The following is a 21,839-nucleotide window of genomic DNA, read 5'->3' as shown; positions in this document are numbered from 1 at the left end:
TTTCAATTTTTATGCCATCAACGTCAAGCCAAATCAGTGATTCATCAATGATTACCATAGACGGAGATGGAATATTTCTGATTATCTGCCTTGCGGCCATAATTGCCGGCGCAGTTTTGCTCCTTAAGAGTACATCTAACAAATAAGGAGGATCTTTATGAAGGCTTTATCTACTGTATTTTTGGTTATGGCAGTTCTTCTGTCTGATGTTATGTGCGCCGTTGTTGCATATAACTACTCCGACATGAAGTGGGGTATTCAATATGCCGGTTATAGTGCCCCTGCATCTGCTGCTTTTTTTACTGCAATCCCATATGCTATTGGAATCATTGTATGTGTTATTTTGGCCATCTTCTTCAAGAAGAAAATGGGATAACAGAGACAGGCCAAGGCTCCCACACTGCCATCAACGGTAGTATGGGAGCCTTGTTTTATGCCTCTATGTCGATTGTGATGCCGGATTTGAAGTCTACGGTAAAGTGGTCATCGAAGACGGTGATCTTTTCAATTAGGCGGCTGACCAGTGTCTCATCAAACTCTGTGATGGTGGCAGGCTGGCTCTTGACGAAATCCTGCAGGTCCCGGATTTGCTTCATCTGTTCATCCTTGATGACGCTGTCCACCTCGGCCTGCCTGCGCTGATCCCGGAGGCGGAGAATCTCATCCGCGATGGCGTCGTAATCGTCCTTCTGGTTAACCTTCTTCAGGAGCTCTTTTTGCAGCTTGTTCAGCCGCTCGTCTATGACATCCGGTGAGAGGGCATCACCCTGCAGGACTACCGTAGCTATGTTCGCCCGTAGCGTTTGCAGGAAATCGTCCTTCTGGCAGAGCACCCGGTTAATGGCATCGATTACCACCTGTTCCAGAAGCGTTTCATTGACTGTCCGGTTGTGGCAAGCGTGGCCGGTGGCCTCCAAGCGGCTGCAGCACCGCCAGACGATGGACTTGCAGCCTCGGTTGTTCCAGTGGACACGCCGGTAAAATTCGCCGCACTCGCCACAGAAAACGATCTGCGCGAAACAGTGCTTGCAGGAGTAGCAGCGCCGTTTGCCGTTGTCGCTGGTATGGACCACGCGCCTGCGGACCAGCTCCTCTTGCACCCGAAGGAAGATGTCCTTCGGGATGATGGCCTCGTGGTCGCCTTTCACATAGTACTGCGGGACGGTGTCGTTGTTTTTGATGCGCTTCTTCGTCAGAAAATCTGTGATGTAAGTCTTTTGCAGGAGCGCGTCACCGATGTACTTCTCGTTGAGGAGGATCTTGTTGATAGTGCTGGTGTGACATTTTGTCTTGCCAGCGCCGGTGAGGATACCGTCAGCCATAAGCCCGTCTGCAATCTTATCCATACCAAGGGTAAAAATCGGTGTGTTTCGAGGCAAAAACACGCTTTGATAAATTCCCGCGAACGACCGCGAAAATCTGACATCAATCTGGAGCAATCGAGCCATGTGGATGATAAGAACGCCTGCGTTATGAAGTCCATACCAGAGGAACCAGTGAAGGCGGCATGCGCCACGATGATGAACAAGCTGACATGGGGCAGGAGCAGAGTCCTCCTCCCATACGTGGAAATGCTGAAAGAAGGCATGAAAACCGATACACTGGACAGGCTTTCCAAACTGGAATCCCTTCTGGAAAAGAACGCTGAGCGCAGGGCGCAGATCACGCAGTTCTTCACGAAGGGGCTTCTCGATCCGGCGGTGTATGCGGAAGAAAGCGATACTCTTGTGGAAGAAGCGCAGAGGCTCACAAACGAGCAGAATCTCCTGACCGCGCAGGTAAGCGGATCGCATGAAAGGCAGGAGACTCTCGAGCAGCTTCTGAAGTACACGGCGAAGGGCAGAACCCTTACGGAATTTGATGACGCGCTCTTTACGGAGCAAGTTGATCACATCGTGGTTTATAAAAGAACGGAGATTGGATTTGCCATGAAGTGCGGAGCCGTTTTCCGGGAAAGGATATGACATGGAACATACACCATACGGCTATGACATCATCGGTGGCAGGGCTGTGGTCAATGAAAAACAGGCCGCCGTTATCCGGCGGATATGTGAAAATTACCTGTCCGGGATGTCTTTTATAAAGGCGGCGGCATCGGTGGGGCTGACCATGAGCCACTGCGGGGTCAAACGTCTGATACAGAATGAGCGGTATCTCGGCGATGGCTTTTACCCGCCGATGCTGACGAAGGAAATGGCCGACAGGGTCGAAGCGGAACGAATACGCCGGGAGAAGGCGCTGGGGCGTAACAGGAACAAAGGGAAAGGCGCGCCGAAAGGAACGGTTTATACAAAGTTTTCCGCTCCAAAAATCACGCTGAAATATGAAGATCCAGTCAGGCAGGCGGAGTACGCCTACAGCCTGATAAGAAATGGGGTGAACGGATAATGCAGATTGCAGGAAATGTCACAGTTATCCCGCCAAAGCGCACCATCGGGGCGCAGAAGAAAACGGAGAAGGTGCAGAAAACCAGGGTAGCAGCCTACTGCCGCGTTTCTACGGAATTTGAGGAGCAGGAATCCAGTTATGAGATGCAAGTCGAGCATTACACTTCCTATATCAAAAGCAATCTGGAATGGGAACTGGTTGAGGTGTACGCGGACGACTTGATCAGTGCAACGAATACAGCAAAAAGGGAATCCTTCAACCTCATGATACAGGACTGCCGGGATGGAAAAGTCGATATGATACTGACTAAGTCCATCAGTCGCTTCTCCCGAAATACGGTAGACTGCCTGAAATATACAAGAGAATTGAAGGATCTTAATATTGCAATCCTGTTCGAGAAGGAGAATATCAATTCCCTTGACGCCAAGGGAGAGGTCCTTATGACTATTATGGCGGCGCTTGCCCAACAGGAATCGGAATCCCTGTCGGCAAACGTCCGGCTCGGCATTCAGTTCCGAAATCAGGCAGGCAAGGTGCAGGTCAACCATAATCGGTTTCTTGGATACACAAAAGATGATGAAGGAAAACTTATCATCGTTCCGGAAGAGGCGGATATCGTTCGGCGCATTTATGCTGAATACATGGATGGAGCCAGTTTTCTCCAAATCAAAGGGGGCTGGAGGCGGATGGCATCCTGAACGGTGCGGGGAACGCTAAGTGGCATGAAAGTAATATCCGGCAGATCCTCATCAATGAAAAATACATCGGGGATGCACTCCTGCAAAAGACCTATACGGTAAATACACTCGATAAGAAACGAGTGGCCAATAACGGCCTTGCGCCGAAGTACTATGTGGAAGGCAGCCATGAGGCGATCATCGCAAAGGATGTTTATCTCCGGGTGCAGGCAGAAATCGCACGAAGGGCTAACATCCTGACGGATGGAAAGAAGCGGATCTACAGTTCACGGTACGCTCTTTCGAGCTTGGTGTTCTGCGGACACTGTGGGGACATCTTCCGCAGGATTAAATGGAACAACCGGGGATGCAAGTCCACGGTCTGGCGGTGCGTGAGCCGGGTACTGAAGAAAAGCAGCGGTATTGACTGCCCGGCAAGGACGATTCACGAAGAAGACCTGCAGGAGGCGGTGGTCATGGCAATCAACGATGCCTGGTCGAGAAGGGATTACCTCCTCCCCGTCTTGCAGGAAAACATCCGCTCGGTCTTGAATGAGGACACGGAAGAGCAACTTGCCGAGATCGATGTAGCCGTAAAGGCAAAACAGGAGGAACTGCTGAAAGCCGGGAAAAACCAGACGATGATCGATGAGATCGGAGATGCCATTATCAGCCTCCGGCAGGAGCGGCAGGATATCCTGACGAAGGCGGCGAAGAACACGGAGCTGAAGGAACGCATCGATGACCTTTCTGCCTTCCTTGATGGGCAGAATGCGGCGGTCACGGAACACTCCGAAACGCTGGTCAGACGGCTGATTGAGAAGATCACAGTCCACGATGAAAAGCTGACAGTGGAGTTCAAGTCGGGTTTTACAATCGATGTGGAGGCATAAGAGAATAAGGATGCAGAGACACTTCGCTGCGACGGAGTGTCTAATACTTATGTTGGGATATAGGATCAAGAATCTTCTTGACAAGTCAGCGATACCTAACTATAATGTTAACGTTGTCAACGTTTACGACGTTAACATATCTTTAGGGGGAAAGCAAATGGACACGAAAGACAAGATCCTTGAGGTCGCAAAAAAAGAGTTTATAAAAAGAGGATTCGAGGACGCGTCGATGCGGAGCATTGCCTCACAAGTCGGGATTTCCGCTACGGCGTTATACAGGCATTATTCGAATAAAGAAGAGATATTTGAAGCAGTAGTCGGTCCTGTTGTAGAGAAGTGGAATCGATTTTGCGACACGGAGAGAATCAGGCAGACATCGACCGCATGGGATCATGGGCTGGAAGCCATGTGGGAAGACGACCGGCAGCTTGGAATGATAGTGGATATGATCTACGAAGACATCGATGAACAGAGGCTCCTCTTCTGCGGAAGCGAAGGAACAAAGTATGAAAACTTCCTGCATGACCTTGTTACGAAAGTCCAAAAATATACGCTGCTGTTTATGAGCGGGCTGGAAAAGCCCGGAGTTCATGTAGAGCATGTGGATGGCAGAGAAATGCATCTTCTTTTAACCTCAGAGTATTCATGCATTCTTGAAATGCTAAAACACGATTTTTCGTATGATGAGGCGAGACACTATGCCTATACCGTCGCCATGTTCTTTACTGAGGGTTGGCGTAAGTTTCTCGGATTCTGACATCAATAATTCATATTCATAAAAACAGGAGGCAATCTGAATGAAGAAAAAAAGCACGATCTCTTGGGTAATGGAGTTTGCCGGACGGCGAGGAGGATTCTTCGTAGGCAGCGTGCTGCTCGCGATCCTTGGTGTCGTGGCATCCTTCATACCCTATCTGCTGATCGCAGACGTTGTGGAGAAATTGATAACAGGCGGCGCGGACTGGTCATATTACCTTAGACAGGTAACACTGATGGTTGTTTGCTGGATCATAAGAGTCGCACTTCACTCATCATCCACTACGCTGTCTCATGTGGCAACCTTTACCGTGCTTGGCGGGATCCGCAAACAACTGACCGCAAAGCTTTCGAGGATACCGCTCGGCTCCATTCTGGATGATCACAGCGGAACTTATAAAAATATCATCGTGGAACGAGTGGATGCCATGGAAACAACCATGGCACACATCATCCCGGAATTCACGGCAAATCTTTTGCTCCCGCTCATTATGTTCATTTATCTTCTTACGATTGACTGGCGAATGGGACTGGCAAATCTGATCCCTGTCGTGATCGGACTTTTTTTTGTTGCCGGCATGATGAAAGGCAGCGGCGAAAGCTTTCAGCTGACGCTGGAAAAAACAAAAAAACTGAATGATACGGCAGTGGAATACATCAACGGGATCGAAGTGATCAAGGCTTTCGGTAAATCCAAGAGCTCTTATGAAAAATTCGTTACTGCCGCCAAAGAAGGCGCAAGCTGCTTTATCGACTGGATGAGGCGCTGCATCTGGTGGTCGTCGGGAAGCCTTTCATTCACGCCCGCAACGCTTCTTGGCGTGCTTCCGGTCGGACTTCTGCTGGTCAGAGGCGGGAGCCTTACTGCTTCGGATTTTATCACTGGGGTCATCCTTTCGGCCGGACTTGTCACTCCGCTTGTAGTGGCTTTCTCCTACACCGATGACATCTCAAAGATGAGTGCGATATTCGGAGAAGTGACGGAGATACTGGAAAGAAAGGACATGGAAAGACCCGCCGCATTGACAGAGCAGCCGGAGGGCTCTGATATCAAACTGAGTGACGTCCGCTTTACATACAAGGAAAAGGAAGTGCTCCATGGCGTGAATATGGAGATCAAACAGGGTGACGTTACAGCGATCGTGGGACCCTCCGGCTCAGGAAAGAGCACCATCGCAAGGCTCATCGACTCCCTGTGGGATGTAGACAGCGGAAGCATCACCTATGGTGGTGTGGATATCCGAAATCTGCCGCTGGATTACTATGCGAGTCAGATTTCTTATGTAGCACAGGACAACTACCTGTTTGACATGAGCGTTCTGGAAAATATCAGGCTCGGCCGCAAGGGTGCATCTGAAGAAGACATTATAAATGCAGCAAAGGCTACTGGCTGCCATGAGTTCATTCTGGGACTGGAGCATGGATACGATACGGTTGTCGGCGGCGCTGGAGGACACCTTTCCGGAGGCGAAAGACAGCGTATCTGCATCGCAAGAGCCATGCTGAAAGACGCGCCGGTGGTGATTCTGGACGAGGCTACTGCCTATACGGATCCCGAAAACGAAACCCTTGTTCAAATGAGCGTGGCTAAGCTCGTTCAGGGAAAAACGCTGATCGTCATTGCTCACAGACTGTCTACCATCACAAGTGCCGATAAGATCTTTGTCGTAAATGAGGGAAATATAGAGGCGGCAGGAACGCACAACGAGCTTATTGCAGGCTGTCCGCTTTATCAGAAGATGTGGGAGGCCCACAGCGAGGCAAGAGACGCGGACACGGATTATACGGCATCCGCTGTCAGAGAGGAGGTTGCCCATGCTTAAAATGCTGAAGAAGTTCTTCGATTTCTGCAATACGGAGAACAGGAATAAGTTTTATAAGGCCCTAGCGCTGGGTGTGTTGGACGCTGTCTTTACCGCTATGAAGATCCCTGCTGCGTTCTTTACTGTGACGGCGGTTCTGAACAGGGACATAGGGACAAAGGAGATCCTGGTCGTTATTGGTCTCATGCTGATCTCCACAGTGGGAAAGATGATCATCAACCGCTATTCACAGATGATGCAGACGGAGGCCGGATATAATACGGCGGCCGGTAAGCGAATCGAGATCGGGGAGCATTTGAGATACCTCCCGATGGGGTACTTCAACGACACCAGTCTCGGTCACATCACATCTGTCACTACAAATTCTATGGAGCAGCTGGGGGATATCGCGACACGTGCCGTCATGATGATTTTACAAGGCTCCATAACTACGGTCATCATCGGTATCGGGCTGTTTGCGTTTGATGTGCGTATCGCAGTGATCGGATTGATTGGCATTGTCGTTTTCTGCGTGGTCAATATATTCACCAACAGAAACGTAGCGAGAGTTGCGGAGGAGAAGCTTCAGGCAGATAAGGATATGGTCGGCGTAGTGCTTGAATATATTCAGGGGATTGCCGAAATCCGTAATTACAATCTGGTGAGCGCGAACAACAGCAGACTGGAAAAAGCAATCGATCGAAAAAGAAAAGCGGATATCAGCGCCGAGACTGCGGCGATCCCCATGGTAGGCCTTCAGCAGCTTGTGTGCAAGCTGACGGGTGTGGTGATTGCAGGAGCATCCGTTTACTTCTGCATAAACGGAACGATGGCACTGAATTACACGATCACAATGCTGCTTTGTTCCTTTATCCTGTTTGAAATGCTGGATCTGGCAGGCGTATACACAGCACTTCTGAGAGTGATCGGAAGGTGTGTTGACCTTGCCAATGAGATTCTTTCCGTACAGCAGATGGACATTAACGGTGAGGATATTAAGCCGGAAAATCACGATATCCATCTTGACCATGTAAGCTTTGCCTATGAGAACAGAAAGATTATCGATGATCTCACACTTGACATCAAGGAAAAGACAACGACAGCAATTGTCGGACCCTCCGGAGGCGGCAAAACCACGGTTACATCTCTGATTGCCAGATTCTGGGATGTACAGGACGGAAAGGTGACGCTTGGAGGAAAAGATGTCAAGGATTACAGCTTCGATTCTTTGATGGAGAATTTCAGCTTTGTCTTCCAGAGGGTCTATCTGTTTGAGGATACCATTGCGAACAATATCCGATTTGGAAGGCCGGATGCACCGATGAAAGATGTAATCGAAGCTGCAAAGAAAGCTTCCGCGCACGACTTTATCATGGGACTTCCTGATGGGTATGAAACTATGATCGGAGAAGGTGGCGCAACGCTTTCCGGCGGTGAAAAACAGCGGATCGCCATAGCCAGAGCGATCATGAAAGATGCTCCGATCATTATTCTGGACGAAGCAACTGCCAATGTTGATCCAGAAAACGAAAAGGAGCTTACGCAGGCCATTGAAAATTTGACCAGAGAAAAGACGATCATTATGATCGCACACAGATTGAAGACCGTTCGTCATGCGGATCAGATCATCGTGATCGATAAAGGCAGGATCGTGCAGCAGGGCACGCATGAATCACTGATTCGGGAAGATGGAATTTATAGGAACTTTGTTTCCGGCAGACGCAGTGCTGTCAGCTGGAAGATAGCATAAAATAGAACAAAGAAAGACTAACTATTAAAAGTCAAGAAGAAAAAGCATGAAAATGCAGAAATGCAAATCGGATAAAAAGAACCTTGATAATTGCATAACGAAATAAGCACCACGAGGTGCTTGGCAAATAAGTCGTATAAGGTAGCGGTTTAAGCCAGAGGAATAAAGGCAACGTTTGCTTTCACCAAATGAAAGAGAACGCGAGTGAGTTTCTTGGCAGCATGGGAGACAGCAACATTGTAGGGTTTACCTTCTGCCCGTTTCTTTGCTAAATACGCATTGAACGTTGAGTCCCAATGACATACGTATTTAGTAGCATTAAAGATGGCATAGCGCAGGTATTTTGAACCTCTTTTCACCATTTTAGAATGCGTAGAAGTAAGCTGTCCCGACTGGTAAACAGAGGGATCCAGTCCTGCATAAGCAAGAACCTGCTCAGCAGAATTGAAATCCTTGAAGTTGTTGGTCTCACTGATAATGACGGCAGCCATTTTGTTGGCGATACCAGGGACAGAAGTAATGGGACTGTCGATCTTACTCATGAGCTCATTGATCTCTGACTCTATCTCTTCAATTTGCTGTTGATAGACTTGAATAAGAGCTATAGTTTGTTGGAGTTCCAATTCTTTTACTCAGCTTTTTATACCGATGGAAGAACAAGCAGCATCTCTTATGGAAAGAGCCTTAACGCGGCCGTAATGTCCCTTTGAAGCTGATGCAAGAAGATGAATGAGATGTGTGAGATTACAGTTGGCAATTTTGTCAGCAGAGGGTAACTCTGAGAGAAGTTGGTATACAGAATTCATGTGAAGACTGGGAACGAGGCTCTTCAGTTCGGGAAAGAGAATTTGGCAAAGTCTGACGAGAGAAACTTTCTTACTAGAGCAATCGGCAACAAGGGTCGCTCGATAACGGGTTAGTGATTTTAGTTCGGATAAATGGTAAAATGGCTGTGAGTAGGACTTGAGATCTTCGATTCTCAGCATAGTGGCAATGGTATGCGCATCGACGTGATCAGTTTTCGTCTTTCTAAGGTTCTGACCTTTTCTGAAAAGATTGGTATGTAACGGGTTGAGCAGAATGGGCTTGTAACCGACACTGTTCAAGAAAGCCAGAAGATTATCGCTGTAGTGACCTGTCGATTCAAGCCCTACTTTTATGTTGGTTGGTTTCTTAGAACAGGAATGGAGCACCTTCATGAGCTGTTCAAAACCGTCACGACTGTTCTTGAAGGTAAATACTTCAATGAAACACTTGCCATTAGCATCTAGGATAACACAGTCGTGTTTATCCATGGCTACATCAATTCCTGCGTAAAACATAGCAGACCTCCAGTAAAAAATTAGACACTGTATTGCCCCACAGACTTGTTTGTTCTCACGTAACCTCGTGCTACATAAAACGTCATGCGTTATCTAACTAATTACCGCTTAAACAAACGGCTGTGGTTATTGCCTTTCTTAAAACGTCTATGCGTTAGGAGATAAATACTAATCCACAGCGTCTGTTAGAGATTATAAGACCTTGCTGAGGGTCTATAAAAACTACAAATCTAATAATACGAGGAGAAATAATGGAAACAATAGTATCCGCTTTATTAGTTTTTGTTTCTACATCCATTGACTACTTAGTTGTTTTGACTATTTTATTCGCTAGTCAAGGAAAGAAAGGTTTGAAATCAATTTATGTAGGGCAGTATTTAGGTACAGGACTGCTTGTACTGGCTAGTCTTATTGCCGCTTACTTTTTAAATTTTATTCCACAAGATTGGATTATCGGACTCCTTGGCCTAATTCCGCTAGGTCTTGGTATAAGAGCAATTTTTGTGGATGAAGATATTGATGAAGAAGATATCGAGGGAAAAATTACCGGAGATGGATCAAAAATCTTAGCATTTACAAGTTTAACAGTAGCAATGGGTGGAGATAATTTAGGAATTTATATCCCCTATTTTACAGGAAAGAGTTTGATTGAGATTAGTATAAGTTTAGTAATATTTGCCTTAGGGATTTTGATTCTATGCAAATTATCTCAAAATCTCGCCTCAATTTCTGCTATCGGAGAGACTGTGGAAAAGTACGAAAAAGTAATTGTACCTGTCGTGTTTATTGGACTCGGTCTCTATATATTGATTGAAAATGGAACTATTAATTATTTAATATCACTAATCACAAGTTAATAGTCTATTTGTATATTTCAGACCTATTAAAGGAAAGGGGGTGCGGACAAAAACTTGGACAGTTTGACACTCGATACATGTCATGTATTCGACACAACAAATTGAAACTGCTATAGCACTTTACCAACAACTTAAATCCATCACTAACGTGCGTAAGTGCCTGGGGTATCCAACCTTTGTTACGCTTGCAAAATGGATTGATAAATATGTAGCTCAAGAACCTAATCTGCACCTACATCGGAGAACGTTTAAGCATGCATCTTGGCAAACCAGGCAATATGCTGTAAGACAACGTCTGATACACAAAAGAACGCTTCACGATATTTCCCAAGAGATAGGTTACAGTCAACCAACTATAATAAGGTGGTGTAACCGTAACCAACAAGAAGGCTCATATAGACTTATGGAAACCTCTAACAACAAGCCTATGTTGAGTTCTCCTGAAGACAAAAACGACCAAACAAGCCAGTTAGATGAGCTTAAGGCCCAGGTAAAAGACTTGCAGTTTGAAGTCGATCTTCTAAGAGAAACTCTTAACGTAATAAAAAAAGACCAAGGCGCCAACCTAAAAACTCTCAAGAACAGAGAAAAGACAGTGATCGTTGGCGCCCTTAAAGATGTCTACTCACTGTCTTTTATCTGCAAAAGGCTCAGTCTAAGTCGAAGCTGTTATTACTACCATAGCTCCTTAACTAAGACAAAGGATAAGGGTCAAGCCCTCACTTTGGTGTAAATTCATTTCCTTCCCTTTATCCGATATTTTTACGTTCAGGCTCAAACGAGAAAATAAGCAGAGCTTCTCCACCATCATGGCGCTTGATCGTGCTATCTGATGCAGTAATGCGAACATAAAAATCGTGTATGACAGTCGAGGAATCTTATTCATGTAAATTGTGTTGCAATATGCGATACAGTATTTTATGATGTGTGTATGGAGGTTGATTGATATGGCAGTTACTAAGACAGCGAATGTGAATGTAAGAATACAAGAAAATATTAAGCAGCAGGCGGAGCAGATTCTGGAAACAATTGGAATTCCTAGAGCTACTGCTATTGACATGTTTTATCGTCAAATCATTCTTAATAATGGTATTCCGTTTTCGCTTACTATTCCAAAGTCACTTCCGGCGCAAGATGATATGGGTGAGAAAACGTTTAACGCGTTGATGGCTAAAAGTTATGATCAGGCAGTTCGTGGTGATAGTTATCCGATAGATGATGTTTTTGAAGAGCTTGAACGAGGTCTTTAATGGATGAGTATAAGATAAAAGTTACCCGTCAGGCGAAAGAGCATCTTGCACTTATTCGAGAATATATCGCAACGGAGCTAAAAGAGCCGATAATAGCTAAAAGAATACTTGAGCTGTTGAAGTCGGAGATGATGTCTTTACAGACGGTGCCTTATCGTGTGAAGTGTATAGATGAGCAGCCGTGGGGTGAGCTTGGTTTTAGAAAAATACGCGTAAAAAATTATTACATTTACTTTTGGGTTGATGAGAATAGAAAAGAAGTTCAAATACTCGCGGTTATTTACGTGAGAAGAGACCGGGCTAAGCAACTGGAACAGTTGTAATGTAATGCGCTGCCAAGCCAATCTTAAACCTTTTAACGATAGCTTTTCCTATCGTTAAAAAGTGCACCCAATATCCATAGTGTGCACTCAAAAAAGTGTAGCTATACTAGGAGTTCTCTCAATCCACGTTGAGAGTGTTGTATTGATGTCAAGGGCTGATTAGGTGGGTGCAAATTTGCCCTTGTGTAGCAAGGCTTAGTGAGGACTATCGTTAAAAGGTTTAATGCGAAGCGGCTTTAGGCTGGGTTCTTACGGTTTTTGAGTGCGGTTTGGCTGTTTGAGGGAACATGTCGACGCTCTGAGGTTGAGTGCACAGGATGTTAACGTTAAAAGATGCACCCACTTTGCACCCGGCTTGTGTAGTGAGGTTTTATAATTCTCCATTCTGGAGTAATCTTTTCTTGTTTGAAATAATAGTGTTCAAAAAAGGATATGTAAGATTATGAGATTGTTATATTTTTTCGATGATAAGATAAAACCCCTTACCATGCGTGGTAAATATTATTGTAAGCCGGAAGAAACAGGTGTACTACAAGAAGGAATAAGCTGCATCCGAGAATATGATGTAAATTTCTGGTTTTATTCTAAAAATGGAAAAACGGTTACTTTTGACAGCGGTCATATCAACTATAAGGGTATGGACGAAGAATTTCAGAAAATAGATATCATGCCGGAAGACATTAATCACTTGTTTTTGACTCATTTAGATACCGATCATGCGGGCGGCATTGATAAAAGCGGGCGCAATATTTTTCCAAATGCCAAAGTTTATATGGGCGAGGAAGAAAACAAGTATATGACGCGAGAAATTCGCAGAAAGGCCATCTTTTTTAATTGTGTGCAGATTGCTGAAGGCTGGATACCGATTAAAGGCAATACGATATTCGAAGTTGAGGGAATAAAAGTGGAGGCTATCTCCGTACCGGGTCATACGATAGGACATACCGTTTATATTGTGGATGATAAAATTATGGTATCGGGGGACTGTCTCGCCATCAATGAAGATGGGGGCTATGCCTTTTTTGATTTTTTCACACAAAATCCACGCAGAAATAAAGAGTCTTTACGCAAGCTTAAGCATAAATTGGAGGGGCGTAAGCTGTTATATGTTTGTACAGGTCACAGCGGCATGCATGCTTATTCAGAACAAATATTTGCACATATTGACCAAAGTGCAGTATTTGGCAAGAGAACACCGTTTCATAAAGATGGGGAATATAATCCGTTTGAGAAGAAATAAAATTAAAAAACTCATTTTTCGGAATTTGTGAAATACTTGGTAAGCGCGCAAACTTCATCAGCCGACTTTCAATGAAGAATGCCGACGGGGGAAAAAGACGATGAGCTTGCGTTTGCGTCTATCAAAACTGTAAAGCCTTCATGCTTAAAGGAGTAAATAAAATGAGCTTGAATTATAAAATTGCGTCAGGAATAGTGAGACTATTAAATGTCAAAAAAATGTTTTTAAAGAACAAAGAAGAGATGCTTGAGTATGCAAAGGGAGAAAATGTAAAAGAAGTATTTGATTTAGATAAGGCAATGAAGCGGGCAAAGAGAAAAAATTATTATCTTTACGACAGAGATGTTATGGGATACAGGCTGATTTCATATCAGAAAAATGAAAATTATGCCGATGGGGCGGTTCTCTATCTCTTCGGCGGAGGAATGATTACACAACCGAACAAGTTGGATTTTCCTTTGGCAGAAAGAATCATGGAAAAGACGGGTAAAGATGTTTGGTTTTTATTTTATCCTCTTTGTTCAGAGGATATAAAGGTGAATAAAACCTATGAAGTTTGTTTTGAAACCTATAAGTTAATGACAGAAACTTATAAGGCGGAAAATATCAGCGTACTTGGATTTTCATCGGGTGCCTGCCTATCTATCGGAATTTTTTTACATAATAATGCTTTAGGCAGACCTCTTAAAATGCCCGGTAAAATTATTTCAGTTTCTCCGGGCGGAATTCCCGCTGTAAGTCTTGACAAAAATAAGGGAATATGGGAGAGATTAAATGAACTTAACCATAAAGACATAATGATTGAACCTACATATATTAAAACTGCAAGAGAAATTTTAAAGGGAGATGAAGATTTACCGGAATATATGTTAGACGGAACGGTAGGAGATTTTACCGGCTTTCCGAAAACATATTTTTATTACGGCGAAAATGAATGCCTCTACGCCTTTGCGGGAGAATTTAGAAAAGCAATGGAAAAATACCATATCCCCTATGAAATCGTTGTAGGTAAAGGAATGTGTCACTGCTATCCTATGGCGAGGTTTTTTAGAGAGGGAAGAGAGGCGCAGGATCAAATTGTTGAATTATTGAAATCTTAATCTAAAGACGAAGAAGAGGAATTTGGAGATGCGAGAAGTCAGAGTTCTTATTTATAGAAGGATAACTCAAGACAAATAGCCTGTTATGGATAATAGGTCATCGGTGAAACGTATGGAAAGAAGAGATTTGAAAATCTATGCTTGTAATTGAAACCGTCATTTTATGCTCTGCATTTTTTGCGCTCTGTTTTTTGGGTACCGGCACGGATGAGAAAAATTTGAGAAATTACATGTCCTATCCTGACGAAGTTCAAAAGCAAATCAAAGAGATTGAAGAGTATCAGGGGAAATATAAGGAAACAGGCAGATTCGTCGCATGGATCGCGAATTTTTTACTGTTTACCGTTTTGTTTTTATTTTTTGGAATAGTAATCCGTCAGACGAGCTTTATGCATAATTTTATATGCTTGCTGATTTCAGGCGAGACGTTAAATGCTTTTGACCTTATCGTTATTGATCTACTATGGTGGAGAAACACAAAAAGGATCAGGTTATTAAAAATACCGCAAAAGGAACTCTACCAAAATCCTAAAAAACACATTGAAGCTTTTTTAAGAGCGCTGGTTTTATATTTTTTTGTCGCTGTGCTTGACGGGTATTTATTGACTCTATTTTGACCAACAACCATTGTGAGAGTGATTTATGGATATCATACGAGCCGCTCCAGTCAGAATGACAATAGCTGTAATCTTTGATATTTGACCTGCACCATTATACGGCATTCTCGTTGCCCGCTTCCATCCTGCAACGAGAGTTAAGGCTCTTTTCTTGATGCTGGGTTATCATCAGGCAGTCTTGATACAAAGAGTGAAATAGTAAGAATCCTGCATTTTAAGCAGTTTTACAAGCATTATGTCTTTAATGAAGATGGCGATGGAGGACGAAAAAAAGTCCTGAAAAATTATATTGATGTTTATGTTTGTATTGATATGGTGTGTGGAGATACAAAGAACGATTTAGGAAGCGAGGAATAAGCAAAGCTGAAAAGCTCTACTATACAGCCCTTATAGGATATATCTGGTATGAAGCTCCATTTAATTTGATGTATAGTAGCAGTATGGGAAGTATACAAGCTGCTATAAAAAATTTTATTCAATAACGGATAGTGGAAAACAAAATTTCATTGAGTGGGTATCCGCTCCAATGGAAATACAGAACAGCAAAAATCCTGAATTGGCTAAATTATACTTTATGGGCTTTTCAACAAAAGAAAAACATGAGTCAGGATTACAAGAGTATATTTTAAAGTTAAAAAAACACTATGATATGTTGAATGCACTTTGTAAGGAAACAGAAAAATTCAAAGCTCTGATGAAAATAAGGATATTCTTCATTATCAGTTTACTGCAACTCGATATGGAAAAGATCTTGTTCTTTTTTGGGATTGACGAAGAATACACTGTATCTGTCAGGATAGAGAGCTTGCGGAATACCGAAAGTGGTGAGTGGCTGTCTAAGAACTTCAAGGTACCCCGGCAGGCAGGATTTAAGGACATGCAAACGATTTAATTCTTTTTGAGACATAGATAATCTTTCCACCCTTGTATTTTAATCTAAATAACTAATTTGTTCCTAATTCTTCCCGGCAATTGTTCGTTACCGGGGGGGTGAAATTTTAATTGGTTATTTTTTACTTCCCGGGGGTGAAATTTTGATTGGGTATTGATAGAACTAATACATTAAAATTGACAAATAACCGCCAATGGCATATCATAGCAATTAACAGTACCCGACACGCCTCTTAATAATGCGGACCAAGTTGGGTCTTTTGATTATAAGGAGTAATAGCGTGAAGAAATCTCATCAAGCTCCCATAGATCTCTGCATACTATTTTAAAGGAAATGAATAAAATGAAGAAAATGTTTTTTGGAATATTTTCAGTTGTTATTATTTTAGTAGTTTTAGTTTTTAGTCTTAGGATATATAACGACCATAGGTATAAAGATACCAATGCTTTGAAATCTCCTGAATATTATAATGATGTTACTAATATAAGTCTATACCCTACAGATATTGACGGAGTTGATGTAACTTATGTAGATGAGGGTAGGATGCAAGGCTTTAGATTTATACCTAAGGAAAAATCACATAAGGGTCTTGTAATTTGTTTTGGAGGTTCTGAGGGAAGTCCAAATTTTGAAACTGCTAAAAGATTGGCTGAAGAGGGATATGAAACCTTTGCACTATTTATGTTCGGCATGAAAAACCAAGAACAAACTCTGAGAAAAATCCCTTTAGAACAATTTGAAGATATCATCAATTATATAAATAAAAATATAAAAGACAATAAGCCAATAAGTGTTTTGGGAGCGTCAAAAGGTGCAGAATATGCCCTTAATTTAGCTAGCAAATATTCTGAAATAGATAATCTGATTTTAATAGCACCTTCATCTTATAATTTCGCCGGTCTAGATTTTAAAGATTATGGTTCATCATGGACATATAAAGGAAAGGAACTTCCATATATAGATATAAAACAATCATCATTTAACTCATTTCTAAAAAATATTATTGTTCCAACTATAATTAAAAGTCCTATTAGTTATAAAGAAACTTATGAAAGTGCAATAGAACAAGACTCCTCAAGCCAAGAAAAACTAATACCGGTCAAAAATGTTAAAGCAAATATATTAATGATAGCAGGCGAAGATGATTTGATGTGGGATAGCTTTGCCATGGCAAAAAAAATAAAAGACCAAAACCCTAATGCAAAGATTTATTCTTATAAAGGAGCAGGACATATATTTGCAGGCAATGGTGTTTTAAATCTAGGAAGAATTAGAATTGCGACAGGTGGAACAATTGAAGGCAATGATAAAGCAAGAAGTGAATCAAGAAAAACTATTGATGCTTTCTTAAAAGAAAATCATAAATAAATCATTACCATTTTTCGTCTTTTCATAAATTGAATACGGGCAGTAGATGGATGACATTGTAGAGTTCAGCAAGGAATAAAACGATCGTCATTTTAGGAGCAGGTAAGATGAATAACGAGATCAAAATATTTGAAGGTAATAAAATCCGTTCTGCGTGGGATGCGGAAAAGGAAGAATGGTATTTTAGCGTAGTTGATGTTGTGGGGACATTAACTGACAGTAAGGATGCAGGTGCTTACTGGAGAAAGTTGAAGCAGAGATTAAAAGAGGAAGGCAGCGAAGTCGTGAAATTTTGTCACGGGTTAAAAATGCTCGCAGCAGATGGCAAAATGCGAGAAACCGATGCCGCTGATATGCAGGGGATATTCCGTATTATTCAGTCCGTTCCATCCCCTAAGGCAGAACCATTTAAGATATGGCTGGCGGAAGTTGGAAAGGAAAGGCTAGATGAAATCGTAGATCCTGAGCTTACCATCGAAAGAGCCCTGGAAACCTATTTAAGAAAAGGCTATTCAAGAGAATGGATAAACCAGCTCCTTCAGGCGATTCAGGTGAGAAAAGAACTGACTGATGCTTGGCAAGACCACGGTGTAAAAGAAGGTATGGAATATGCCATACTTACCAATGAAATCTCTAAAGCCTGGTCGGGCATGACGACGAGAGAATATAAAGACTTCAAGGGCCTGAAAAAGCAGAACCTCAGAGACAATATGTCCACCACGGAGCTTATCCTCAATATGCTGGCGGAAACAGCTACAAAAGATATAACCGAATCTTCCAATCCACAAGGTTTAGAAGAAAATAAAAAAGCGGCAAAGCGTGGCGGAAATGTAGCGAAGGTAGCAAGGGAAACACTTGAAAAGGAAACAGGTGAGCCGGTAATAACCCCTAAAAACACCATCGACTTCGGCCAACTGATAAGCGATGTGGCTAAAGAACTTCCGAAAAAAGCAGATGAGCCGGAAGAGGATGAATGAAGCAATATAAGACAAGACTTGAATTAAAATATTGAAAGAGTGTGTAAATAAGATTTCCTGTGATATAATTTCCTGCTAATGAGTCCAGATGCTTGCTATTCCAACTACTTAGCAGTTATTCATCATATAATTCATGTGAAATTGCATGTCAAGAGCAGACAGGTGTTTCCCTCGTGCACCTTGGATTTTGTACGCTCTCTGTTAGTTTTGTATAAATTTCTTTTGAAACAGCTATTTTCACATAATTATGTGCGCATGTTACGCTTCGTAACGCTTGTGTTCTCGTTCGTTCCTTTTCTATTCATATGTTGCTCGTTAGCATGTAATTACGCAGTGCGATTATTAATTGCATTACGAACAAACCAAATAATCGTTAAGAACGAAAACTCATAGCCAATGAAAGGAGTTATACGATGTTGTTAGGAGAAAAAATCAGAAATGCGCGCGTGGAAGCGGGTTTAACTCAGGAAGAACTTGCTGAAATGATTATGGTTTCGCGTGCTGCGATAGCGAAGTGGGAAGGTGGTCGCGGCCTGCCGGATGTTGCAAATTTGAAGGTGATTGCGGATGCGCTTGGTGTTACTGTCGACTATTTATTGGATAAAGACAATGCTATTGATTTGTCAATCATTAAGAAGCCTATTGATTTAGCGAAGTATGGTCTTAATGCAAAATTGGGTGTTCGTAAAAAAAACAAGATGAAGGATCAAATTATTCGCGATGAATATCCGGACGCTGAAATTATTATGCTCACGGTGACGAAGTTTATTCCAAATTCGTCTGAAAAGTTTATGGATAATTTTATCGGGTTTATTACTACTTTGTTCGGTGGTATTCCTTTGTTTGATACGTTTGCATTCGGTAAAGCGGTAGAGAGTATTGGCAGTGAACAGTATTACTTGGTGAATAAAAAAGAAAAGCAATTTTTTGTGCTGATAACGGATGAGCATATTATTAGCAGAATGATGCGAGTAAAGTTCACTGATAAGAAGATGTGTGTTGGGGATAAGGAATTTACGCAAGTTGGTAAGTTACGTGATAAGTAAGAACCGGTAGTTGGTTGGGAATTGGTCAGAAGAATGTGGTTTTCAGTTTTGATTTCCGCATTCTCCTGATTTTTATTTTCCGCGTTTTGTACATGCTTTTAGTGTCTTTACATGATAGTTGATCATAAGAAATAAAATTCGATTTTTGCACACATATAAAAATGCATCTTCTTTGCATCCAGCCAGTCTACTGAAATTATTCGACCTATGCGTCAAAAAAGTTCATTATTTGTTGTTGATAATATTTTCGATGTTTCTGCCTGCATAAAAGATACGAACAACCGTTACAGCACATTTATCTTCATCTACTAGGTAAAAAACTGTGTAATTATTAATGGGAACTTTGCGTATTCCCATAGAATGCCAAGGCTCCCACTCTACAAGAGGATGGCGCATAGGCATAGTGTCAAGGGAACGAATTGTTTTTCTTATGCTGTTGACCTGCTTTTTCAGCGGCTTTCGGGACCTGCAAAGTAAAGCGAATATATTCGTATAATTCGCTGAGATCTTGTAGTGCCTTAGGAGAATAAATGATGTTATAGGCGGTAGTTACACACCATATTCCTTTGCAAAGAACTGATCTACTTCATCTGCATTATAAGATTTGCCAACTCTTAATGAATCTAAGCCTTCCTGCAATTCCTTATCTAGCTCATCTTGAGTAAGAGCACCTAAAGTAATGGGCTTATTGGTTGGCAGGCGGAGTTCAAAGGGCATGCCTTTTTGTAAAACGATTTGGCTATAAAGCATTTGGATTGCTGAGGAGGGGGTTATGCCAAGTTGGCTTAAAATATGTTCAGCATTTTCTTTGAGGGTAGTGTCGATTCGTGCGTAGACAGCATTTGTATTTGTCATAATATTAACACTCCTTTCCGTCTATATTTTACAAAAAAATAAGCAAGCGTATGCAAGCAAATGAAAGCAATAATGGATTAGCTTATTATTCGGGTTAGAATCTTGCAGTACTAACTACCTGTGAAAGAATGATATGTTCAAATATTTACATGTTGAACAGGTCTGCATGGCTACTGGTATCGATAAGTGTGAGAGTAAGAATATCATCCTCTCTCAGATAAACGAGTAAGCAGTCAGGCTTGATGTGACACTCAAAATAACCGGAGAATCTTTCTTTTAGCATGTGGTTTTTGTGTTTAGGATCAAGTGCAATGCCTTGTCTTAAACTATCAACCACTTCATCTAAAAGAGAAACATCGATATCACGCTTAATCATACGCTTATAACTATTCTTATAAGCGTTCGTGAACTTTATCTTGTACATCAGTCAGACAGTAACGCCTTCTTTAACTCTTCAATGGAAGAATAAGACGGTGCGTCAGGGTCTCTAGAAATTCTTCTAGCTTCTTGCATAGCTGCCGGTGTTTCAGCGTTAAACCTTGGTTGTTTGATCGTAAAAGGAAAACCGCCTTCCGTGATGGACGTATGCAAAAAATATTAATGGCATCGGTAACCGAGATACCAAAGTTATCAAAGAGTTCTTCAGCATTTTGCTTTAATTCTGGTTAGATACTGATATTGATGTTTGCGGTTTTAGCCATAGTTTTACACCTCCTATTACCGCTGTTGTGTTTCAAATGTGAAACAAATGCAATATGTTTTGAAGGGCAGCGCTACTTAAGCTTTATATACTCAACTTAAATCATTAAATTATTTTTTACAAAACCGTTTGACTACAACGTAGCGTCATACTTTAGATTTAAGATAACAGGAGGTGAGATTGTGAAAACTGTTAATGAGGTAAGTAAAATAGCAGGAATCAGTATTAGAACCTTGCATTACTATGACAAAATCGGTTTATTAAAAGCAACGGCTTATTCAGAAAGCGGCTATAGGTTATACAATGACGATGATTTGAAGATGCTACAGTCAGTTTTACTATTTAGAGAATTGGAATTTCCGCTAAAAGAAATTAAAGAAATCATCTATAGTGAAAACTTTGACAAGAATTTAGCACTGGAGCAGCAAATTAATTTACTTACTTTGAAAAAGGAACATTTAGAAAATTTAATTCTTTTTGCGAAAGGGCTTAAAGCGTTAGGAGGTAATATTATGGACTTTACAGCGTTCGATACTGCAAAGATTGATGTGTATGCAAAACAAGCAAAGGAGGCTTGGGGTAATACAGCTGAATGGAAGGAGTTTGAACATAAGGATAAGAGCAGAAGTAATGAGGAGACAAAAGTGTTGCATCAGCAACTAATGCTGATTTTTGCTGAATTTGGTAAATTAAAATCAACGGAGTTCGATGCAGAAGAAGCACAAGCCTTGGTTAAGAAACTGCAAGAATTTATTACAACTAATTTCTATAAGTGTTCGAATGAAATATTATCAGTACTTGGTAAAATGTATACTGGAGGTGGCGACTTCACTAAAAATATTGATCGCTTTGCAGGTGAAGGAACGGCAGATTTTGTAAACAAAGCAATTGAATACTATTGTGAATAGTTTTTGCCTAGAAAAGCTTATGACTAAAAGTATCTGTTTAATTGGCAGATACTTTTTATTTTGATTAGAGTACAAATTAACTTTGTAGTCTTATACTTTTAACGATTTACGCCTGCTA

Annotated in this window: 22 protein-coding genes and 2 pseudogenes; 19 read left to right on the top strand and 5 right to left on the bottom strand. The window is 41.9% G+C overall.

Annotated features, from left to right (window positions below):
* Positions 1 to 157 precede the first annotated feature (157 nt).
* On the top strand, positions 158 to 376 hold the full coding sequence (locus PYS62_RS07255) for a hypothetical protein (protein WP_156422960.1): 219 nt from the start codon (positions 158 to 160) through the stop codon (positions 374 to 376).
* Between the two features lie 55 nt (positions 377 to 431).
* Here PYS62_RS07255 and PYS62_RS07250 read toward each other — a convergent pair whose 3' ends face one another.
* Positions 432 to 1,346: a recombinase family protein gene (locus PYS62_RS07250; protein ID WP_315574206.1), complete on the bottom strand. Its 915-nt coding sequence runs from the start codon at positions 1,344 to 1,346 to the stop codon at positions 432 to 434.
* Positions 1,347 to 1,472: 126 nt separating this feature from the next.
* On the opposite strand from PYS62_RS07250, the gene PYS62_RS07245 reads away from it, so the two are divergent.
* From PYS62_RS07245 to PYS62_RS07220, 6 genes and pseudogenes are all read left to right on the top strand, one after another.
* Positions 1,473 to 1,964 carry a hypothetical protein gene (locus PYS62_RS07245; protein WP_315574097.1) on the top strand — a complete coding sequence of 164 codons (492 nt, stop codon included), beginning with the start codon at positions 1,473 to 1,475 and terminating at the stop codon, positions 1,962 to 1,964.
* Between the two features lies 1 nt (position 1,965).
* Positions 1,966 to 2,388, top strand: coding sequence for a serine integrase family protein (locus PYS62_RS07240; protein WP_066713985.1), 423 nt, complete (start codon positions 1,966 to 1,968; stop codon positions 2,386 to 2,388).
* Positions 2,388 to 3,958, top strand: a pseudogene (locus PYS62_RS07235) (recombinase family protein). Before PYS62_RS07240 ends, PYS62_RS07235 begins: the two are co-directional and overlap by 1 nt.
* Before the next feature lie 49 nt (positions 3,959 to 4,007).
* A complete protein-coding gene (locus PYS62_RS07230) occupies positions 4,008 to 4,715 on the top strand; it encodes a TetR/AcrR family transcriptional regulator (RefSeq protein WP_315574096.1) in 708 nt (235 codons plus the stop codon).
* Positions 4,716 to 4,755: 40 nt separating this feature from the next.
* Positions 4,756 to 6,537, top strand: a complete 1,782-nt coding sequence (locus PYS62_RS07225) for an ABC transporter ATP-binding protein (protein WP_066713991.1) — start codon at positions 4,756 to 4,758, stop codon at positions 6,535 to 6,537.
* Positions 6,530 to 8,266, top strand: a complete 1,737-nt coding sequence (locus PYS62_RS07220) for an ABC transporter ATP-binding protein (protein ID WP_066713995.1) — start codon at positions 6,530 to 6,532, stop codon at positions 8,264 to 8,266. Before PYS62_RS07225 ends, PYS62_RS07220 begins: the two co-directional genes overlap by 8 nt.
* 149 nt (positions 8,267 to 8,415) lie before the next feature.
* On the opposite strand, the pseudogene PYS62_RS07545 reads toward PYS62_RS07220, so the two are convergent.
* Positions 8,416 to 9,588: pseudogene (locus PYS62_RS07545) on the bottom strand (IS110 family transposase).
* Positions 9,589 to 9,839: 251 nt separating this feature from the next.
* Here PYS62_RS07545 and PYS62_RS07205 point away from each other — a divergent pair.
* The 11 genes from PYS62_RS07205 to PYS62_RS07155 all read left to right on the top strand — a co-directional run bounded on the left by PYS62_RS07205 (position 9,840) and on the right by PYS62_RS07155 (position 19,258).
* Complete coding sequence (locus PYS62_RS07205; protein WP_315573393.1) at positions 9,840 to 10,445, top strand: CadD family cadmium resistance transporter; 606 nt, start codon at positions 9,840 to 9,842, stop codon at positions 10,443 to 10,445.
* Positions 10,446 to 10,527: 82 nt separating this feature from the next.
* Positions 10,528 to 11,178, top strand: a complete 651-nt coding sequence (locus PYS62_RS07200; RefSeq protein ID WP_066713881.1) for a hypothetical protein — start codon at positions 10,528 to 10,530, stop codon at positions 11,176 to 11,178.
* 214 nt (positions 11,179 to 11,392) lie between these two features.
* Positions 11,393 to 11,695 (top strand): type II toxin-antitoxin system RelB/DinJ family antitoxin, encoded by a 303-nt coding sequence (locus tag PYS62_RS07195; protein ID WP_315574204.1) that lies wholly within the window; start codon positions 11,393 to 11,395, stop codon positions 11,693 to 11,695.
* Positions 11,695 to 12,018: a type II toxin-antitoxin system RelE/ParE family toxin gene (locus tag PYS62_RS07190; RefSeq protein ID WP_066713877.1), complete on the top strand. Its 324-nt coding sequence runs from the start codon at positions 11,695 to 11,697 to the stop codon at positions 12,016 to 12,018. The genes PYS62_RS07195 and PYS62_RS07190 overlap by 1 nt, the downstream gene beginning before the upstream one ends.
* Positions 12,019 to 12,460: 442 nt before the next feature.
* A complete protein-coding gene (locus PYS62_RS07185; protein ID WP_066713875.1) occupies positions 12,461 to 13,258 on the top strand; it encodes an MBL fold metallo-hydrolase in 798 nt (265 codons plus the stop codon).
* A gap of 161 nt (positions 13,259 to 13,419) precedes the next feature.
* Positions 13,420 to 14,358 carry an alpha/beta hydrolase gene (locus tag PYS62_RS07180; RefSeq protein ID WP_066713872.1) on the top strand — a complete coding sequence of 313 codons (939 nt, stop codon included), beginning with the start codon at positions 13,420 to 13,422 and terminating at the stop codon, positions 14,356 to 14,358.
* Between the two features lie 137 nt (positions 14,359 to 14,495).
* Positions 14,496 to 14,975 (top strand): ABC transporter permease, encoded by a 480-nt coding sequence (locus PYS62_RS07175; RefSeq protein ID WP_066713869.1) that lies wholly within the window; start codon positions 14,496 to 14,498, stop codon positions 14,973 to 14,975.
* A 526-nt stretch (positions 14,976 to 15,501) separates the two neighbouring features.
* A complete protein-coding gene (locus tag PYS62_RS07170) occupies positions 15,502 to 15,867 on the top strand; it encodes a hypothetical protein (RefSeq protein WP_082714310.1) in 366 nt (121 codons plus the stop codon).
* A gap of 342 nt (positions 15,868 to 16,209) precedes the next feature.
* The gene (locus PYS62_RS07165) at positions 16,210 to 17,235 is read left to right on the top strand and encodes an alpha/beta fold hydrolase (RefSeq protein WP_066713864.1); all 1,026 of its coding nucleotides are present in this window, start codon (positions 16,210 to 16,212) and stop codon (positions 17,233 to 17,235) included.
* Between the two features lie 107 nt (positions 17,236 to 17,342).
* Complete coding sequence (locus tag PYS62_RS07160) at positions 17,343 to 18,212, top strand: BRO family protein (protein WP_066713861.1); 870 nt, start codon at positions 17,343 to 17,345, stop codon at positions 18,210 to 18,212.
* A 413-nt stretch (positions 18,213 to 18,625) separates the two neighbouring features.
* The gene (locus PYS62_RS07155) at positions 18,626 to 19,258 is read left to right on the top strand and encodes a helix-turn-helix domain-containing protein (protein ID WP_066713354.1); all 633 of its coding nucleotides are present in this window, start codon (positions 18,626 to 18,628) and stop codon (positions 19,256 to 19,258) included.
* Between the two features lie 225 nt (positions 19,259 to 19,483).
* On the opposite strand, the gene PYS62_RS07150 is transcribed toward PYS62_RS07155, so the two are convergent.
* The 3 genes from PYS62_RS07150 to PYS62_RS07140 form a co-directional block, all read right to left on the bottom strand.
* Positions 19,484 to 19,654 (bottom strand): type II toxin-antitoxin system RelE/ParE family toxin, encoded by a 171-nt coding sequence (locus tag PYS62_RS07150; protein WP_315574203.1) that lies wholly within the window; start codon positions 19,652 to 19,654, stop codon positions 19,484 to 19,486.
* Positions 19,655 to 19,807: 153 nt separating this feature from the next.
* Complete coding sequence (locus PYS62_RS07145; RefSeq protein ID WP_066713351.1) at positions 19,808 to 20,113, bottom strand: type II toxin-antitoxin system RelB/DinJ family antitoxin; 306 nt, start codon at positions 20,111 to 20,113, stop codon at positions 19,808 to 19,810.
* Between the two features lie 145 nt (positions 20,114 to 20,258).
* Positions 20,259 to 20,537 carry a type II toxin-antitoxin system RelE/ParE family toxin gene (locus PYS62_RS07140; protein WP_066713348.1) on the bottom strand — a complete coding sequence of 93 codons (279 nt, stop codon included), beginning with the start codon at positions 20,535 to 20,537 and terminating at the stop codon, positions 20,259 to 20,261.
* A gap of 458 nt (positions 20,538 to 20,995) precedes the next feature.
* Here PYS62_RS07140 and PYS62_RS07135 point away from each other — a divergent pair, with 458 nt between their 5' ends.
* Positions 20,996 to 21,721: a MerR family transcriptional regulator gene (locus PYS62_RS07135; protein WP_066713345.1), complete on the top strand. Its 726-nt coding sequence runs from the start codon at positions 20,996 to 20,998 to the stop codon at positions 21,719 to 21,721.
* The last annotated feature ends 118 nt before the right edge of the window (positions 21,722 to 21,839 follow it).

The sequence above is a fragment of the Amygdalobacter nucleatus genome (assembly GCF_029167365.1).
Taxonomy (GTDB): Bacteria; Bacillota; Clostridia; order Saccharofermentanales; family Fastidiosipilaceae; genus Amygdalobacter; species Amygdalobacter nucleatus.
This window is presented reverse-complemented; position numbering and strand designations above follow the sequence as displayed.

What these genes read in the sequence shown, in the direction of transcription:
- PYS62_RS07225 (WP_066713991.1), top strand. Translation starts at nt 4,756, where the DNA reads ATGAAGAAAAAAAGCACGATCTCTTGGGTAATGGAGTTTGCCGGACGG.
- PYS62_RS07255 (WP_156422960.1), top strand. Translation starts at nt 158, where the DNA reads ATGAAGGCTTTATCTACTGTATTTTTGGTTATGGCAGTTCTTCTGTCT.
- PYS62_RS07200 (WP_066713881.1), top strand. Translation starts at nt 10,528, where the DNA reads ATGTATTCGACACAACAAATTGAAACTGCTATAGCACTTTACCAACAA.
- PYS62_RS07195 (WP_315574204.1), top strand. Translation starts at nt 11,393, where the DNA reads ATGGCAGTTACTAAGACAGCGAATGTGAATGTAAGAATACAAGAAAAT.
- PYS62_RS07180 (WP_066713872.1), top strand. Translation starts at nt 13,420, where the DNA reads ATGAGCTTGAATTATAAAATTGCGTCAGGAATAGTGAGACTATTAAAT.
- PYS62_RS07150 (WP_315574203.1), bottom strand. Translation starts at nt 19,654, where the DNA reads ATGCGCCATCCTCTTGTAGAGTGGGAGCCTTGGCATTCTATGGGAATA.
- PYS62_RS07160 (WP_066713861.1), top strand. Translation starts at nt 17,343, where the DNA reads ATGAATAACGAGATCAAAATATTTGAAGGTAATAAAATCCGTTCTGCG.
- PYS62_RS07230 (WP_315574096.1), top strand. Translation starts at nt 4,008, where the DNA reads ATGTTGGGATATAGGATCAAGAATCTTCTTGACAAGTCAGCGATACCT.
- PYS62_RS07220 (WP_066713995.1), top strand. Translation starts at nt 6,530, where the DNA reads ATGCTTAAAATGCTGAAGAAGTTCTTCGATTTCTGCAATACGGAGAAC.
- PYS62_RS07205 (WP_315573393.1), top strand. Translation starts at nt 9,840, where the DNA reads ATGGAAACAATAGTATCCGCTTTATTAGTTTTTGTTTCTACATCCATT.
- PYS62_RS07250 (WP_315574206.1), bottom strand. Translation starts at nt 1,346, where the DNA reads ATGGATAAGATTGCAGACGGGCTTATGGCTGACGGTATCCTCACCGGC.
- PYS62_RS07145 (WP_066713351.1), bottom strand. Translation starts at nt 20,113, where the DNA reads ATGACAAATACAAATGCTGTCTACGCACGAATCGACACTACCCTCAAA.
- PYS62_RS07190 (WP_066713877.1), top strand. Translation starts at nt 11,695, where the DNA reads ATGGATGAGTATAAGATAAAAGTTACCCGTCAGGCGAAAGAGCATCTT.
- PYS62_RS07175 (WP_066713869.1), top strand. Translation starts at nt 14,496, where the DNA reads ATGCTTGTAATTGAAACCGTCATTTTATGCTCTGCATTTTTTGCGCTC.
- PYS62_RS07165 (WP_066713864.1), top strand. Translation starts at nt 16,210, where the DNA reads ATGAAGAAAATGTTTTTTGGAATATTTTCAGTTGTTATTATTTTAGTA.
- PYS62_RS07245 (WP_315574097.1), top strand. Translation starts at nt 1,473, where the DNA reads ATGAAGTCCATACCAGAGGAACCAGTGAAGGCGGCATGCGCCACGATG.
- PYS62_RS07155 (WP_066713354.1), top strand. Translation starts at nt 18,626, where the DNA reads ATGTTGTTAGGAGAAAAAATCAGAAATGCGCGCGTGGAAGCGGGTTTA.
- PYS62_RS07240 (WP_066713985.1), top strand. Translation starts at nt 1,966, where the DNA reads ATGGAACATACACCATACGGCTATGACATCATCGGTGGCAGGGCTGTG.
- PYS62_RS07185 (WP_066713875.1), top strand. Translation starts at nt 12,461, where the DNA reads ATGAGATTGTTATATTTTTTCGATGATAAGATAAAACCCCTTACCATG.
- PYS62_RS07170 (WP_082714310.1), top strand. Translation starts at nt 15,502, where the DNA reads ATGGAAATACAGAACAGCAAAAATCCTGAATTGGCTAAATTATACTTT.
- PYS62_RS07140 (WP_066713348.1), bottom strand. Translation starts at nt 20,537, where the DNA reads ATGTACAAGATAAAGTTCACGAACGCTTATAAGAATAGTTATAAGCGT.